Genomic DNA, 15,766 nt, shown 5'->3' on the forward strand with positions numbered 1-15,766 from the left:
ATTAAACCTCGCCCCACAGGTCGTGACCGTCGGCGCCGGTAATCCTCACCGACACGAAATCGCCGACCTTGTAGCGTTTGGACGCCTTGACGGCCGGCGCGATATACACGACGCCGTCGATCTCCGGCGCGTCAGCCGCGGTGCGGCCGATGCCGCCGTCCGCGTTGATCTCATCGACCAGCACCTTCAGCGTCTTGCCGACCTTTTTCGCGATACGCTTGGCCGACACTTCTTCTGCGACTTCCATGAAACGCGCGCGGCGCTCTTCGCGCACTTCGTCGGGCAATGCGCCGTCAAGTTCGTTGGCCGTCGCGCCTTCGACCGGCGAATAGGCAAAGCAGCCGACGCGATCCAGTTCCGCCTCGCGGATGAAATCGAGCAGCGTCTGGAATTGCTCTTCCGTCTCACCGGGGAAGCCGGCGATGAACGTGCTGCGAATAGTCAGATCCGGGCACATCTCGCGCCATTTCTTCACGCGCTCCATCACCTTCTCGGCGTTGGCCGGGCGCTTCATGCGCTTCAACACTTCCGGATGCGCGTGCTGGAACGGCACGTCGAGGTACGGCAGCACGTGGCCTTTGTACGGACCTTCGGCCATCATCGGAATGACTTCGTCGACACTCGGATACGGATACACGTAATGCAGACGCACCCACGCGCCGTATTGCGCGGCGAGTTCGCCGAGCGCGCCGACCAGATCGGTCATGCGCGTCTTGATCGGCTTGCCGTTCCAGAAACCCGTGCGGTATTTGACGTCGACGCCATAGGCGCTCGTGTCCTGCGAAATCACCAGCAGTTCCTTCACGCCCGACTTGAAGAGATTCTCCGCTTCGAGCATCACGTCGGCGACGGGACGCGACACGAGGTCGCCGCGCATGGACGGGATGATGCAGAACGTGCAGCGGTGATTGCAGCCTTCGGAAATCTTCAGGTACGCGTAATGACGCGGCGTAAGCTTCACGCCCGCAGCCGGCACCAGGTCGACGAACGGATCGTGCGGCTTCGGCAGATGGGTGTGCACATGCTGCATCACTTCGCCCAGCGCGTGCGGGCCGGTCACGGCCAGCACCTTCGGATGCACTTCTTCGATCAGCCCCGAGCCGCTCGCGCTCTTCTTGGCGCCGAGACACCCGGTCACGATCACCTTGCCATTTTCGTTGAGCGCTTCGCCGATCGCGTCGAGACTTTCCTGCACCGCTTCGTCGATGAAGCCGCAGGTGTTGACGACCACGAGGTCCGCGCCGTCGTACGTGCCGGAAATCTCGTAACCTTCGGCGCGCAGTTGGGTGATGATCTGCTCGGAATCGACCAGGGCTTTCGGGCAGCCGAGCGACACAAAGCCGACCTTCGGCGTGGCAGTCGGGGCAATCGGGGGGGTGGCAGACATGGGGGACCGCTTGAAGACGTTAAACCCTGAATTGTAGCGGTTCGCCAAGGCTGCCGCTCGTAAGTCTTTGAATATTCGCCCTCAAACGACTGCGGCGTCCGCCGGGTCGAGTCGGCCGACGCGCGCGGATTGATGTGTCGCCATTAATTGGCCGACGCTCAAAGCGCGTTCGATCACTTGCAGGATTTCGTGCGAATCATGCACTCTGCGGATCGCCGCATGCAGCTCGGCCGCCTGCGGCCAGGTGCGCTGCAGGTAGCTGAGCCACTTTTTGACGCGTCCGTGCTCGTGCCGGGAGCCGACACGGTCCTGCAATTTCCGCAGATAACCGGCGACGTGACCAAGCACGTGCTGCCATTCCCCGTCGGATGGCGAGCGATCCATCAGTCCGCGTATCCTCAGCGCCAGGAAAGGGTCCGATACGGCGCCGCGCCCGATCATCACGTCCGCGCAACCGCTGACCGCGCGGCAGCGCTCCCAGTCGGCCACCGTCCAGACTTCTCCATTCGCGACGACAGGCACGTCCACAGTGGCATCGATACGCGCGATCCACTCCCAATGCGCGGGCGGCCGGTAGCCGTGATCGCGCGTTCTTGCATGCACGACGAGCGAGGCCGCACCGCCTTCCGCCAGCGCCGTGGCGCAATCGATCGCCAGCGAGGTGTCGGACACGCCGAGCCGCATTTTTGCCGTCACGGCGATGCCGGCAGGCACCGCGGCGCGAACGGCGGACACGATCCGGTTCAGTTGTTCAGGGTCGGCCAGCAGCATGGCTCCGCCGCCGTGCTGATTCACGACCTTGGCGGGACATCCGAAGTTCAGGTCGATTCCATGTGGCGACAAAGTGGCCGCGTGGGCGGCATTCAGGGCCATCCATTCGCGATCGCTGCCGAGCAGTTGGATCACCATCGGCGTGCCGCTGGGAGTGTGGGCTCCATCGAGCACTTCGGGCGCTTCGCGCTCGTAGACGCGGCTCGGAAGCAGGGAGCCCGTCACGCGGACGAACTCGGACACGCATCCGTCGAATCCGCCGATGCCGGTCAGCACGTCACGCAATACGTAGTCCGCGAGGCCTTCCATCGGCGCGAGATAGAGCCGGCTCATGCAGGAATGGGCGCCGGGAGGTGGCGCTTTCCCTGAGGATAGGTGGGACATCCATGAAACATGCGTTCGGCCGTCGGAATGGGGTTGGAGTTGGCGGCCAGAGCGCCCTCTCCGAGGAAAATGCCCCACACACGCAGGTGGCGATTGTACCGCGTCGGCACCAGCCGGCCGCCGCCAGGCCACCTGGCCCCATCGCAAAGGCTGAGCTGCCGACGCGTCAGGGCTCCGGGGCCGTGCCCCGGCGGCGCCCACCGCCGGGAAACCCCGCTCGCCCGAACGCCCTTGCCGCCCTTACTTCTTCTCCGGCTCCGGATTGACTTCCGGATTACTTTGCGGATTGGCCGGCGCATTCCCGGGATTGGCCGCGTTGACCGCACCACCCGGCGTAAACGGGAACGTGGCGAACATCGACTTCGCCTGGTTCTGCATCTGCTCCTGCATCTGCACGAACATGTTCTTCGACTGCTCGATATAGCTGGTCATCATGCCCTGCATCATCGGCGCCTGCATGTTCATGAACTGCGACCAGACCTCGGGGTTCATGGCCTTGCCTTCGTACAGATTCTTCGACTGGTCGGCGAGCTTCGCCTGAATGTCGATGAAGGCCTGGATGTTCTTTTCCAAGTACGTGCCCATCATGCCCTGCATGGCATGACCGTAGAAACGGATGATCTGCGAGAGCATCGACGACGAGAACATCGGCAAGCCGCCGCTCTCCTCTTCGAGAATGATCTGCAACAGGATGGCGCGCGTCAGATCCTCGTTGCTCTTCGCATCGATGACCTTGAAATCCTCCTGATCCAACACGAGCTGTTTGACGTCCGTCAGCGTGATGTACGTGCTTGTCTCGGTATCGTAGAGCCGACGATTCGGATATTTCTTGATCAGTCGTTCGGCTGTTTTCTTTGTAGTAGTGGTCATGTAACGCCTTTGAGCGCAAGTTAAGCGCGGAAACGGCGTCATGCGGCTGCGCAATCGGGCTATTGCGCAGTCGAGACGCCGCCGAACCATCTGAGCCGAAGCGCGCTGCCTTGTGAGCGGCGCGCCGCTGACTCAGCCCATATGCAAACCGCCGTTCAGCGAAAAATCAGCGCCCGTGGAGAAACCCGATTCATCCGATGCCAGCCATGCCACGATCGAGCCGATTTCGTCCGGCTGGCCGAGACGGCGCACCGGAATCGTCGCGACGATCTTTTCCAGCACGTCGGGGCGGATCGACTTGACCATATCGGTGCCGATGTAGCCCGGCGACACGGTGTTGACCGTCACGCCCTTGGTGGCCACTTCCTGCGCCAGCGACATCGTGAAGCCGTGAATGCCGGCCTTCGCGGTCGAATAGTTGGTCTGGCCGAACTGGCCCTTCTGGCCGTTCACCGACGAAATGTTGATGATGCGGCCAAAGCCACGCTCGACCATGCCGTCGATCACCTGCTTGGTGACGTTGAAGAGGCTGGTCAGGTTGGTGTCGATCACCGCCGTCCAGTCTTCGTGCGTCATCTTGCGGAACACGACGTCGCGCGTAATGCCGGCATTGTTCACCAGCACGTCGATCTCGCCGACTTCGGCCTTGACCTTGTCGAACGCGCTCTTGGTCGATTCCCAATCCCCAACATTACCTTCTGACGCGACGAAATCGAAGCCCAGGGCCTTCTGCTCTTCGAGCCACTTCACGCGGCGCGGCGAGTTCGGGCCGCAGCCCGCGACGACCCTGAAGCCCTCTTTGTGCAGCCGCTGGCAAATGCTCGTGCCGATGCCACCCATCCCGCCCGTTACGTACGCAATTCGCTGTGTCATAAACTACACTCCGTTATCGTTTTCGAGGCGCCGACTGGCTGCCTCTTCCCTCGCCTGTGCTTCATCTCCGCTGCCGCCGGGCGACCGGCTGACGAGGCCTCCGCTGACCGCGCGCCACAGCGCGCGACAACGTTCCGTTCGACGCGTGGCCGACGCCCGCGGCGCCCGCCACGCGCCCTTGCTCAGGCGCGCTCGAGCGCCAGCGCCACACCCATGCCACCGCCGATGCACAGCGACGCCAGACCCTTCTTCGCATCGCGCTTCTGCATTTCGTGCAGCAGCGTGACGAGAATCCGGCAGCCGGATGCGCCGATCGGGTGACCGATTGCAATCGCGCCGCCGTTCACGTTGATCTTCGACGTGTCCCAGCCCATCTGCTGATTCACGGCGCACGCCTGTGCGGCAAACGCTTCGTTGATTTCCATCAGGTCCAGATCGGCCGGCGTCCAGCCCGCGCGTTCGAGACAGCGGCGCGAGGCCGGCACCGGGCCCATGCCCATCACCTTCGGATCCAGACCCGAGGTGGCGTAAGCCTTGATGCGCGCGAGCGGCTTGAGGCCGAGCGCTTCGGCCTTCTTCGCCGACATCACCAGCACCGCCGCCGCACCGTCGTTCAGACCCGACGCATTGGCCGCCGTCACCGAGCCTTCCTTCGAGAACGCCGGCTTCAGGCCCGCTAGCGATTCGGCCGTCACGCCATGACGCACGAACTCGTCGGTGGCGAAACGCAGCGGCTCGCCCTTGCGTTGCGGAATTTCGACCGGCACGATTTCGTCGTCGAAACGGCCCGACTTTTGTGCGGCTTCCGCCTTGTTCTGCGACAACGCCGCGAACGTGTCCTGCTGCTCGCGCGTGATGCCGTATTCCTTGGCGACGTTCTCCGCCGTCACGCCCATGTGGTACTGGTTGTAGACGTCCCACAGGCCGTCGACGATCATCGAGTCGATCAGCTTTGCGTCGCCCATGCGGAACCCGTCGCGCGAGCCCGGCAGCACGTGCGGCGCCGCGCTCATGTTCTCCTGACCGCCGGCCACCACGATATCCGCGTCACCCGCGATGATGGCGTTGGCCGCGAGCATCACGGCCTTCAGACCCGAGCCGCACACCACGTTGATCGTCATGCCGGGCACAGCCGTGGGCAAGCCCGCTTTGATCAGCGACTGACGCGCCGGATTCTGGCCCGACCCTGCCGTCAACACCTGACCCAGGATCACTTCGCTCACCTGCTCGGGCTTCAAGCCAGCCCGCTCGAGTACGGCGCGAATCACCGTGGCGCCGAGTTCGGGCGCGGCGATCTTCGCCAGCGACCCACCGAATTTGCCTACTGCCGTACGGGCGGCCGATACGATCACAACATCAGTCATTTCCATATCCTCCGGGCGGTCGGCCGCATGCGCCGCTGCCCGTCAAGTTAAAAATCTCGTTGCTCTTAATCACGCCCTAACTCAATCAGACGCTCATTCACACCGCAAACAACCGCGCCATGAAGCGCGCTCGAACCTACTCTCGTTGCCGCACATAACGCCCCGGCGCCGGTTCGATCACCGGGAAGTCAGCCGAGCCGGCCGTGGCGCGCGGCTTCACCTTCTTGCCACCGTACTGATCGAGCCAGGTGGTCCATTCGGGCCACCAGCTGCCAGGGACTTCGGTAGCCTGATCGAGCCATTCTTCCGGGTTCTCCGGCAGCGTCTTGACGTCGCCGTCCAGCATCCAGAAATTGCGCTTTTTCTTCGCGGGCGGATTGATCACACCGGCGATGTGACCCGAAGCGCCGAGCACGAACTTCAACGGCCCGTTGAGAAGCGGCACCGACGCGTACGCCGTTTGCCACGGCACGATATGGTCTTCGCGTGAACCGTAGATGAAGGTGGGCACATCGATCTTCGATAGATCGATCGGCTCGCCGCACGTGGTCAACGCACCCGGCTCGCGCAGACGATTCTCGAGATACGTGTTGCGCAGATACCAGACGTACATCGGGCCCGGCAGGCTGGTCGAGTCGCTGTTCCAGTACAGCAGGTCGAACGGCACCGGTGTGCGCCCTTTGAGGTAATTGTCGACGACGTAGTTCCACACCAGATCGTTCGGGCGCAGGAACGAGAACGTGTTGGCGAACTCGATGCCGCGCATCAGCCCCGGCGGCGTACCGTTCTTGCCGCCGATGGTCTGCTCCCGCATCTGCACGTGCGCCTCGTCGACAAACACGTCGAGCACGCCCGTGTCCGAAAAATCGAGCATGGCGGTAAGCAGCGTCATGGAGGCGGCCGGATGTTCGCCGCGCGCGGCGGCCACCGCCAGCGCCGCGGCGAGCATCGTGCCGCCGACGCAGAAACCGAGCGTATTGATCTGCTCGCGCCCACTGATCTTGCTCACCGTATCGATGGCGGTGAGCACACCCTCGCCGATGTAGTCGTCCCACGTTTTATGCGCGATCGATTGATCGGCATTGCGCCACGAAATCAGGAACACCTGGTGCCCCGAATCGAGCCCGTGAGCGACCAGCGAATTCTCCGGCTGCAGATCGAGAATGTAGAACTTGTTGATGCAAGGCGGCACGATGAGAAGCGGCCGCTCACGCACGGTCGCCGTGCGCGGCTTGTACTGGATCACCTGCATCAGGTCGTTTTCGAACACGACCGAGCCTTCGGTGTTCGCGAGATTTTCACCGACCACGAAACCCGATTCGTCGGTCTGCGAGATCTTGCCGCGCTGCAAGTCGCCGAGCAGGTTCATCACACCCTGGCGCAGGCTCTCGCCCTTGCTGTCCAGCAAGGTTTTTTGGGCTTCCGGATTCAACGCGAAGAAGTTGCTCGGCGAGGCCGCCGCGGTCCACTGCTGGACAGCGAAACGGATGCGCTCGCGCACCTTAGGTTCCGTGTCGAGCGCGTCGACCATTTCCTGCAGATAGCGCGCGTTCAACAGATACCACGCGGCGGTGAATGCATAGGCCGGCGCCGAACTCCATGCGTCGGAGCTGAAGCGGCGGTCTTTGAGTTGGGGCGCCTTAGTCGCGGACGTGGTGGCTTGCTGGATCAGATCCATTGCCTCGCGCGAATAGTCAGCCTGTAGTTTCTGTAGACGCTCGGAGGGAATGGCCGCGCTCGGTATGCTCAGACCTGCGAAGGACGGCATGCCGGGCATCGATCCCGCCGCCAGTTTGCTGAAGTCCGGCATGCCGGGAAACGACGGCATTTGAGGGAAACCCTGCGGCAGACTCATTTGAGGCATTTGCAGCGGCATCTGAGGCATCGCGAAAGGCATGCCGCTACCGCCAGGCGATGTGCCGAGCGAACGCCATGCGTTCATCCAGGCGTCGAGAAACTGCTGCATGCCTGCGGCCGGTGTTGCACCGCTCGTACCGGCCTGCTGCGTGTGCTCCGTCGAGGAGTCCGTGCTGGGGGAAGCTGAGGAATGTGAAGCTGCCATACCTGCTTTTGACCGGTAAGTCCTTGCGGACGGGTTGAGAGGCAGGTTCGTGCGCACGTGAGCAAATGCTCGCGACCTCGTCACGCCCTGTCCCTTGTACGAGGAGCCGTGAGGAACATTCTTGCTCCCCATCGCAAGGCATGTCAATGCTTGTTCCCGATTTTGCCGCAGTGCGATAGTTTTTTAATTATCGTTTTCCCTGTGTAGAAGAACGCGCTTTTGGAACCTGCGTGATTCGAGACGCACGCGAACGAAAAAAGCTCCCAAATTGCATGGGCTTATGTGCATTTATCCGTTCGCGGGCAGACAGTTTTGGCGGCAGATTTACGCCAGCGTCGGGAATTCCGGCAGCGCAGCAAAAACGCCCGTGCTTCTCCGAACAAACCCTCATACGTGTGTTCGTGTGCAAGGGGCATGCGAGCCGTGGCAATGCTCAGACAAGCATGCCCGCATACAGGACGTCTCGCCCATGTGGACGTCGTGATGCGGGCACACGTGCCTTGCATTCCGCAGAAAAATGGCCGCGCGCGATGCGCGTCGGAAGCTAGTCCGCAATCGACTGCGCCTGATCGTCCAGCCAGATCAACGCGGCCATGCGGCCGGTCTCGCGATCGCGGCGATAGGAATAGAAACGCTCACGTTGCGTGACCGTGCAGAGATCGCCACCGACAATGCGCGTCACGCCGAGCCGGTGCAGACGCAAACGCGCCAGCGCCGGGAGATCGGCGAGATATTTGCCTGGATTGTGCGGATGCTCGACGAAGGCGTTCGCAGTGACATCGCGTTGTGCGGCGCCGACGCCGTTCATGAAGGCGTCACGCACGTCTGCACCGACTTCAAAGGCATCAGGACCGATCGACGGACCGAGATAAGCGTGCAGTGCGCCCACCTCCACGCCGGCAAGTTCGGCGACGCGCTGCGCCGTCTGTTCGACGATGCCCGCCGCCAGCCCGCGCCACCCCGCGTGCGCCGCGCCGACCGCGCGGCCGGCTTCGTCGCAGAACAGCACCGGCATGCAATCGGCCACCATCACCACGCACACGGTGCCGGGACGATCCGTGACGCTGGCATCGGCGCGCGTCGGCGTGCCGTTCGCATGCGCCTGTGCGAGCACGTCTTCCGCTCGCACAATGACAGCGCCATGAATCTGTTCGAGCCACGCGGCCTCGCTCACGCCGGCCAGCTTCAGCAGACGCGTGCGGTTGGCCGCGACCGCGGCCAGATCGTCGCCCGATTTCATGCCCAGATTCAGGCCACCCGGCAAGTCCACGCCGTCCTGCCAGCGGCCAAACGGCGCTTCGCTCACGCCGCCGTCACGCGTGGTGACGAGCGCACGCACGCGCGGCGAGACATTCCATGCGGGCTGCACGACATCGGCAAAGCTCAGCTCGAGCACATTCATGGGTGATCGTCCTCGTCGTGTTCATCGGCTTCGTTGTCGGCTTCGTCGTGTTCGAGTGCGCCGTCTTCATCGGCGTCCTCGTCGAGCGACGCATCGTAGTCGTCTTCCTCGTAGTACGTCTCGTCGAACTCGCCCGCGTCGTCGCGGCCGAGGCCGAGCGCCGCCGACAGCGCTTCCATGTCGGCCGGCACATCGGCGCGCCATTGCATCGTGCGGCCGGTCTGCGGATGGATCAGACCGAGGCGCCATGCATGCAGCGCCTGGCGCGCGAACCCGTCAGGCAGCGGCGTGACCGAGCGCTTGCCGCGGGCGCGCCCGTACACCGGGTCGCCGAGCAGCGGATGACCGATGTGCGCGCAATGGACACGAATCTGATGGGTGCGCCCGGTTTCCAGATCGCAATGAATCGCGGTGACCGGCTGACGCTGCCAGATCGCCGAATCGACACGCCGGAAATGCGTGCGCGCCGGCTTGCCCGAAGCGCTCGTCACCACCGCCATGCGCGTGCGTTCGCGCGGATCGCGGCCGATCGGGGCGTCGATCGTGCCTTCTTCGGGCATGTTGCCCCACACCAGCGCGAGATAGCGGCGCTTCACCGTGCGCGCCTGCAACTGCCGCACGAGGTCGGTCTGCGCCTCGAGCGTGCGCGCCACCACCATCAGGCCGGAGGTTTCCTTGTCGAGCCGGTGCACGATGCCCGCGCGCGGCAGGCCCGCCGCCGCGTCGCCATAGCGATACAGCAGACCGTTGAGCACGGTGCCGCTCCAGTTGCCGGCCGCCGGATGCACCACCATGCCGGCCGGCTTGTTGATGACCACCAGGGTGTCGTCTTCATAGACGATTTCGAGCGGCACCGGCTCCGGCGTGAACGCGAGCTGCTCCGGCAGCAGATCGGGCACGAGCTCGATGGTCGCGCCGAGCGGCACGGGCTGGCGGATTTTCGCGGGCTTGCCGTCGATCCGCACGCGCTCAGCCTCGATCCAGCTCTGCAGACGGTTGCGCGAGAACTCGGGAAAAACCCGCGCGAGCACCTTGTCGAGACGTTCGCCGGCCATCTCGTCGGGCACCACGACGCTGCGCGGCGTCTCGTCCGCCACGCGGCTCGCCACGGTCGGCACGTGGCTGGGCAGAACGGCGGCGCCGAGCGCGTCGCTGCCGAGATCGTCGTCGAGGGAATCGACGCCCAACGCGTCGGAGGGGTCAGCGCTTACGCTATAATCTTTGTTGCTATTCCCGGCGCCGGTTGCGGCGCCTGGAGTATTTGAGCGGGTCATTGAGTCTGGGTCACCTGGACGTAAAGCTAGACTGGAAAATGCGAGCCTTGAACACCATCACTAAAGCGGCGATCAATTTGGCGGCCATCAAGAAGGCGGCCCGGAAAGTGGCCGGATACATTGCGTGCGCCGCAGCCGTCGCCGTTGTCGCGGCTTGCCACGGCCTGCCGGAAAAGACCGACGAGACGGCAACGTGGAACAACAACAAATTATATACGGAGGCGAACGACGCCCTGAGCGGTGGTGACTTCGGCAAGTGCGCCAAGTACTTCGAAATGCTCGAAGGTCGCGATCCGTTCGGCCACTTCGCCCAGCAGGCGCAGATCAACGTTGCGTACTGCAACTGGAAAGACAACGAAAACGCCGCCGCCGACCAGGCTATCGACCGCTTCATCCAGCTGCACCCGGATCATCCGGACATCGCTTATGCGTACTACCTGAAGGGCATGATCCACTTCAACGACGACCTCGGCCTGTTCGGCCGCTTCTCCGGCCAGGACATGAGCGAGCGCGACCCGAAGTCGCTGCGCGAGTCGTACGACGCCTTCAAGGTCGTGGTGGACAAGTACCCGAACAGCAAGTATGCGCCGGACGCCGCGCAGCGCATGCGCTATATCGTCAACGCGCTGGCGTCGCACGAAGTCCACGCGGCGGATTACTACTACCGCCGTGGCGCCTACGTCGCGGCGATCAACCGCGCGCAACTGGCGCTCACGCAATACAAGAACGCACCGGCTATCGAAGACGCACTGCACATCATGATGCTGTCGTATGAGAAGCTGAACCAGCCGCAACTGGCCGACGACACGAAGCGCGTGCTGGCCGGCACCTTCCCCGACAGCCCGTACATCACGGGGCATGCAAGGCCGGGTAAGGAAAAGTCGTGGTGGCAGTTCTAAGCCACGCGACTCGCTGAAAATCAGCCGGAAATAGAAAACGCCACGACTTCCGTCGTGGCGTTTTTGTTTGCGCCTTACTTTGCCGCGGCGCGACTCAATCCCGCTCGAACAACGCAATCGACTCCACATGCGACGTGTGCGGGAACATGTTGACCACGCCCGCACCCACCAGCCGGTAGCCCGCCTCGTGCACGAGCAGGCCGGCATCGCGGGCGAGCGTCGCCGGCGCGCACGACACGTAGACGATGCGCTTCGGCAGCGGCCCATTGCCGCTCTGCGCGATCTCCACCAGCGCCTTGGCGACGGCTAGCGCGCCCTCGCGCGGCGGGTCGATGAGGAACTTGTCGAAGTGGCCGAGCGCGCGCAGGTCGTCGGCGGTGATGTCGAACAGGTTGCGGCACGCAAACGACGTATGCCCCGCCACGCCATTCAGCTCGGCATTGGCCAGCGCGCGCGAGGTCAGCACCTCGCTGCCTTCAATGCCCACGACTTCCTTCGAGATCCGCGCGAGCGGCAGCGTGAAGTTACCGATCCCGCAGAACAGATCGAGCACGCGATCCGTGTGCGCGGGCGCCAGCAACCGCAACGCGCGGCTCACCAGCACGCGGTTGATGGCGTGATTCACCTGGGTGAAGTCGGTCGGCTTGAACGGCATGCGAATGCCGTATTCCGGCAGCATGTAGTCGAGTTCCACGTCGAGCGGATAGAACGGCGTGACCGTGTCCGGGCCGCCCGGCTGCAGCCAGAACTGCACCTTGTGCTCGTCGGCGAAATCGCGCAGCACCTGCTCGTCCGCGGCCGTGATGGGCTCGAGATTGCGCACCACCAGCGCCGTGACCGACGAGCCGACCGCCAGTTCGAGCTGCGGCATACGATCGTAGATCGACAGCTTGCGAACCATGAAACGCAGCGGCATCAGCATGGCCGACACATGCGGCGGCAGCACTTCGCAGGTCTTCATGTCGGCGATGTAGCTGCTCTTCTTCTCGTGGAAGCCGATCCGCATGCCGCCCTTTTCCGGCAGAAAACGCACTGCCAGACGCGCACGGTAGCGATAACCCCAGGACGGCCCGTGAATCGGCCGGAACACCGTTTCCGGGCGCAGCTTCGCCAGATGCTGCAGGTTGTCTTCGAGCACGCGCTGCTTGACCGCCACCTGAGCGCGGATGTCGAGATGCTGCATCGAACAGCCGCCGCAGATATCGAAGTAAGTGCATTTCGGCTTGGTGCGCATCACGCTTTCGCGGAACACCTGAACCACTTCGGCCTGCTCGAATTTGGGCTTGCTGCGATGCGTCGAATAGCTGACGCGCTCGCCGGGCAACGCGCCTTCGACAAAGATCACCTTGCCGGGCGTACCGTCGTCGGTCTCGGTGCGGCCAACGCCGCGCGCTTCCATATCGAGCGAAACGATTTCGATGACCGGCTCGTTGCCGGTGACGACGTGTGCCGGCGCGGGCGGGGGCGTCTTGTAGCGCTTCGGCGCGCGGCGATGGGGGGCAGTTCGGGACACCTGCGACTTCCTGACAAACTTGGGGAAAGGCGAGATTGTAGACGAAGCGCCGCGCCGCGCCATCATTCGGCACGGCGGCAACGGCCGCTGCACGCGCTGGCCAGTCAGACGGCGTCGCCCCCTCCCCGTACAACCTTACTGATCGAATGCCGCCAGATACTCGGCCCATTGCGGCGCCGTTTCCAGCGCCAGTGCGTTCTTGACCAGGTTGATCTCATCAGCATACTCCGCGGGCGAAAACGCGCCGCGGATCAGTTGGAAGCGGCAATAGAGCAAGTACGTGTTGACGACGTCGGTCTCGCAGTAATTGCGGATTTCCTCGATGCGCCCTTGCTGGTACGCGTGCCACACCTGGCTGCCGCCCATGCCCATTTTGCCGGGGAAGCCGCACATCTTGGCGAGCGCGTCGAGCGGCGCGTTGGCGCGCGCCTGGTACATGGCGAGCACGTCCATCAGATCCGTATGACGCGCGTGATAGCGGCTGATGTAGTTGTTCCACTTGAACTCGCGGTCGTCCTCGCCGAGATCCCAGAACTTGTAGGCGGGAATACCGTTGACGAGCGCCCGGTAGTTCAACACCGGCAGGTCGAAGCCGCCGCCGTTCCACGACACGAGTTGCGGTGTGTACTTCTCGATTACGCGATAGAACGACTGCACCAGCGCCGCTTCGCCGTCTTCCAGCGTGCCGAGCGAGCGTACGCGGAAACCGTTGTTGTCGCGGAACACGCAGGAAATCGCCGCGATCCGTTGCAGATGGTGCGGCAGGAAATCGTTACCGGTTTTTTCGCGGCGCGCGGCGAACGCATGCTCGGCGACTTCGGCGTCACTCAAGGTGGCAGGCAAATCTTCGAGGCGGCGAATGCCGGCGACATCGGGAATCGTCTCGATGTCGAATACAAGAATCGGTGTCATCAGGTTATAGAACGGCGTCCTTCCGAACACCATTGGAGGCGAAGAAGCGCTTCAACCGCACGAGCGCTTCCTGTTGGATCTGGCGCACACGCTCGCGCGTGAGGCCCATTTCGTCGGCCAGCTCTTCGAGCGTGGCGGGTTCGATGTGATTCAGGCCGAAGCGGCGCTCGATCACATGACGATGCTTGTCCGACAGGCGAGCGAGCCACGCGCGTGTAAGCGTTTCCAGTTCGCGGTGCTGCACTTCGGCATCCGGCGACTGGCTCTGGTCGTCCGACAGCAGATCGAGCAGGCTGCTCGCCGGATCGAGATCGAGCGGCGCGTCGAGCGACGCGGTGTGCTCGTTCAGCGCGAGGATGTCGGTGACTTCGTCGGTGGTCTTGCCGGTCAGATAGGCGATGTCGTCGATGCTGGCGTCGCGGCGCTCGGCGGCCTCGCCGGAATTCATCGAATTTTTTTCCAGATGGCGCTTGGCGCGCAGCACCTGGTTGAGCTCACGAATCACGTGCACCGGCAAACGGACGGTGCGCGCCTGGTTCATGATGGCGCGCTCGATACTCTGGCGGATCCACCACGTGGCGTAAGTAGAAAACCGGAAGCCGCGCGTCGGATCGAATTTTTCGATGGCGTGCATCAGGCCGAGATTGCCTTCCTCGATCAGATCGAGCAGTGGCACGCCGCGATTCAGATAACCCTTGGCGATACTGACGACGAGCCGCAGATTGCGCTCGATCATGACCTGCCGCGCTTCGAACTCGCCTGCCTTGGCAAGACGCGAATATTTCTGCTCTTCCTCGACGGTCAGGAGCGGCTTGACGCTGATACGGTTCAGGTAGTGCTGAATCGTGTCCGCCGTCAGCTCGGCTTGCAGCAGCGCGCGGAAATCGTCCGCATCCGGCGCGGCTTCAGCCGCGCCTTCACGGGTCTCGCCGGCTTCATCCACGCCGCCCTGGCGTTCGTCGAGATCGCGCTCCTCGGCGATCTCTTCTTCCACTTCCGAAGCGCCGCTTTCTTCGACCGAAGCGGACATAGCGTGGCTGATCGTCTCAGACTCGGCTTGCGGTGGGCGGCGCTTCGATTTCGGCATGGTCGTATCGTATCGCTTATTGCGGCGGCAAATACTTCAGTGGGTCGACAGGTTTACCCTGCCGGCGAACTTCGAAATGCAACATCACACGGTCGGAATCGCTATTGCCCATCTCGGCGATCTTCTGCCCCTTCGTTACCGCGTCTCCCTCTTTTACCATCAAAGCGCGGTTATGTGCATACGCCGTGAGATAAGTTGCATCATGCTTGATGATAATGAGATTGCCGTAACCACGCAGCCCATTTCCTGCATAAACGACGCGACCGTCCGCCGACGCCTTCACCGGATCGCCCGCAGCGCCGCCGATATTCACGCCCTTGTTGGTCGAATCGTTGAACGTGCCGAGCAGCGGTCCGCGTACCGGCCATGCGAAGGCGACGTTGCCGGACGCGCCGGCGTTCGAGTCGCTGGCCGCACCCGGGCTGGCCGGCGGCGTCAGCGACGCGTTGTTCGTGGCGGATCCATAGAGCGGCGGTGCAGCGACGCCGGCGGCGCCAGCAGTCCCACCCGTCGCCGACGGCGGCGTGCTGCCGAGCGGTGCGCTTTGCACCGCACCACCGCTGCCGATCGGCGCAGTCGACACGCCCGGCGTCATCGCCGCGGTGTTCGCTCCCGGCGGCACGACGCGCAGCAACTGATCGACTTCGATCTGATTCGGGTTGGTCAGATTGTTCCACGCCGAAATGTCGCGGTAGTTCTGGCCGTTCTCCAACGCGATCCGGTATAGCGTGTCGCCCGGCTTCACGCGATAGTAGCCCGGCGGCGGCGGTCCGAGCGGCACGGCTGGCTGCGCGCCTTGCGTGGTGAGCACGCCGCCGCCGGAGCGGTCGACGACCGGCGCCTGATCGAGCCGGGATGCACAGGCCGTCATCAACAGGGACAAGGCGAGCACGCACACGCTACGCTGGGTTACGGTCATGGGGACATTCAGTCTGGTTCTTTGCATCGCGCGCAACATACTCATCGGT

Annotated in this window: 13 protein-coding genes; 1 reads left to right on the forward strand and 12 read right to left on the reverse strand. The window is 63.4% G+C overall.

Going from position 1 to position 15,766, the window contains the following annotated elements:
• Position 1: 1 nt before the first annotated feature.
• From rimO to ACQKRQ_RS15570, 8 genes are all read right to left on the reverse strand, one after another.
• Positions 2-1,387, reverse strand: a complete 1,386-nt coding sequence (gene rimO, locus ACQKRQ_RS15535) for a 30S ribosomal protein S12 methylthiotransferase RimO (protein ID WP_427477978.1) — start codon at positions 1,385-1,387, stop codon at positions 2-4.
• Positions 1,388-1,468: 81 nt separating this feature from the next.
• A complete protein-coding gene (locus ACQKRQ_RS15540) occupies positions 1,469-2,491 on the reverse strand; it encodes a tRNA dihydrouridine synthase (protein ID WP_427477980.1) in 1,023 nt (340 codons plus the stop codon).
• 291 nt (positions 2,492-2,782) lie between these two features.
• Positions 2,783-3,412 carry a polyhydroxyalkanoate synthesis repressor PhaR gene (phaR, locus tag ACQKRQ_RS15545; RefSeq protein ID WP_132374758.1) on the reverse strand — a complete coding sequence of 210 codons (630 nt, stop codon included), beginning with the start codon at positions 3,410-3,412 and terminating at the stop codon, positions 2,783-2,785.
• Between the two features lie 132 nt (positions 3,413-3,544).
• Entirely contained in the window at positions 3,545-4,285 is a 741-nt protein-coding gene (locus tag ACQKRQ_RS15550) for a 3-ketoacyl-ACP reductase (RefSeq protein ID WP_132374759.1), read from the reverse strand.
• A 182-nt stretch (positions 4,286-4,467) separates the two neighbouring features.
• On the reverse strand, positions 4,468-5,649 hold the full coding sequence (locus tag ACQKRQ_RS15555; protein WP_132374760.1) for an acetyl-CoA C-acetyltransferase: 1,182 nt from the start codon (positions 5,647-5,649) through the stop codon (positions 4,468-4,470).
• Positions 5,650-5,785: 136 nt separating this feature from the next.
• Positions 5,786-7,615, reverse strand: coding sequence for a class I poly(R)-hydroxyalkanoic acid synthase (phaC, locus tag ACQKRQ_RS15560; RefSeq protein WP_427478350.1), 1,830 nt, complete (start codon positions 7,613-7,615; stop codon positions 5,786-5,788).
• Positions 7,616-8,255: 640 nt separating this feature from the next.
• The gene (gene pgeF / locus ACQKRQ_RS15565; protein WP_427477982.1) at positions 8,256-9,113 is read right to left on the reverse strand and encodes a peptidoglycan editing factor PgeF; all 858 of its coding nucleotides are present in this window, start codon (positions 9,111-9,113) and stop codon (positions 8,256-8,258) included.
• Positions 9,110-10,387 carry an RluA family pseudouridine synthase gene (locus ACQKRQ_RS15570; protein ID WP_427477984.1) on the reverse strand — a complete coding sequence of 426 codons (1,278 nt, stop codon included), beginning with the start codon at positions 10,385-10,387 and terminating at the stop codon, positions 9,110-9,112. The genes pgeF and ACQKRQ_RS15570 overlap by 4 nt, the downstream gene beginning before the upstream one ends.
• Positions 10,388-10,425: 38 nt before the next feature.
• On the opposite strand from ACQKRQ_RS15570, the gene ACQKRQ_RS15575 reads away from it, so the two are divergent.
• A complete protein-coding gene (locus ACQKRQ_RS15575) occupies positions 10,426-11,286 on the forward strand; it encodes an outer membrane protein assembly factor BamD (protein WP_132374763.1) in 861 nt (286 codons plus the stop codon).
• A 94-nt stretch (positions 11,287-11,380) separates the two neighbouring features.
• Here the strand turns inward: ACQKRQ_RS15575 and rlmD are convergent, their stop codons facing one another.
• The 4 genes from rlmD to ACQKRQ_RS15595 form a co-directional block, all read right to left on the reverse strand.
• A complete protein-coding gene (gene rlmD / locus ACQKRQ_RS15580) occupies positions 11,381-12,799 on the reverse strand; it encodes a 23S rRNA (uracil(1939)-C(5))-methyltransferase RlmD (protein ID WP_427477986.1) in 1,419 nt (472 codons plus the stop codon).
• Between the two features lie 135 nt (positions 12,800-12,934).
• Positions 12,935-13,711 carry a 3'-5' exonuclease gene (locus tag ACQKRQ_RS15585; RefSeq protein WP_427477988.1) on the reverse strand — a complete coding sequence of 259 codons (777 nt, stop codon included), beginning with the start codon at positions 13,709-13,711 and terminating at the stop codon, positions 12,935-12,937.
• 4 nt (positions 13,712-13,715) lie between these two features.
• Positions 13,716-14,798: an RNA polymerase sigma factor RpoS gene (gene rpoS / locus ACQKRQ_RS15590; RefSeq protein WP_132374766.1), complete on the reverse strand. Its 1,083-nt coding sequence runs from the start codon at positions 14,796-14,798 to the stop codon at positions 13,716-13,718.
• A 16-nt stretch (positions 14,799-14,814) separates the two neighbouring features.
• Positions 14,815-15,762, reverse strand: coding sequence for a peptidoglycan DD-metalloendopeptidase family protein (locus tag ACQKRQ_RS15595; protein WP_427477990.1), 948 nt, complete (start codon positions 15,760-15,762; stop codon positions 14,815-14,817).
• Positions 15,763-15,766: the final 4 nt, after the last annotated feature.

Origin of the sequence: Paraburkholderia sp. NPDC080076 (assembly GCF_050281145.1) — a bacterium.
Taxonomy (GTDB): Bacteria; Pseudomonadota; Gammaproteobacteria; order Burkholderiales; family Burkholderiaceae; genus Paraburkholderia.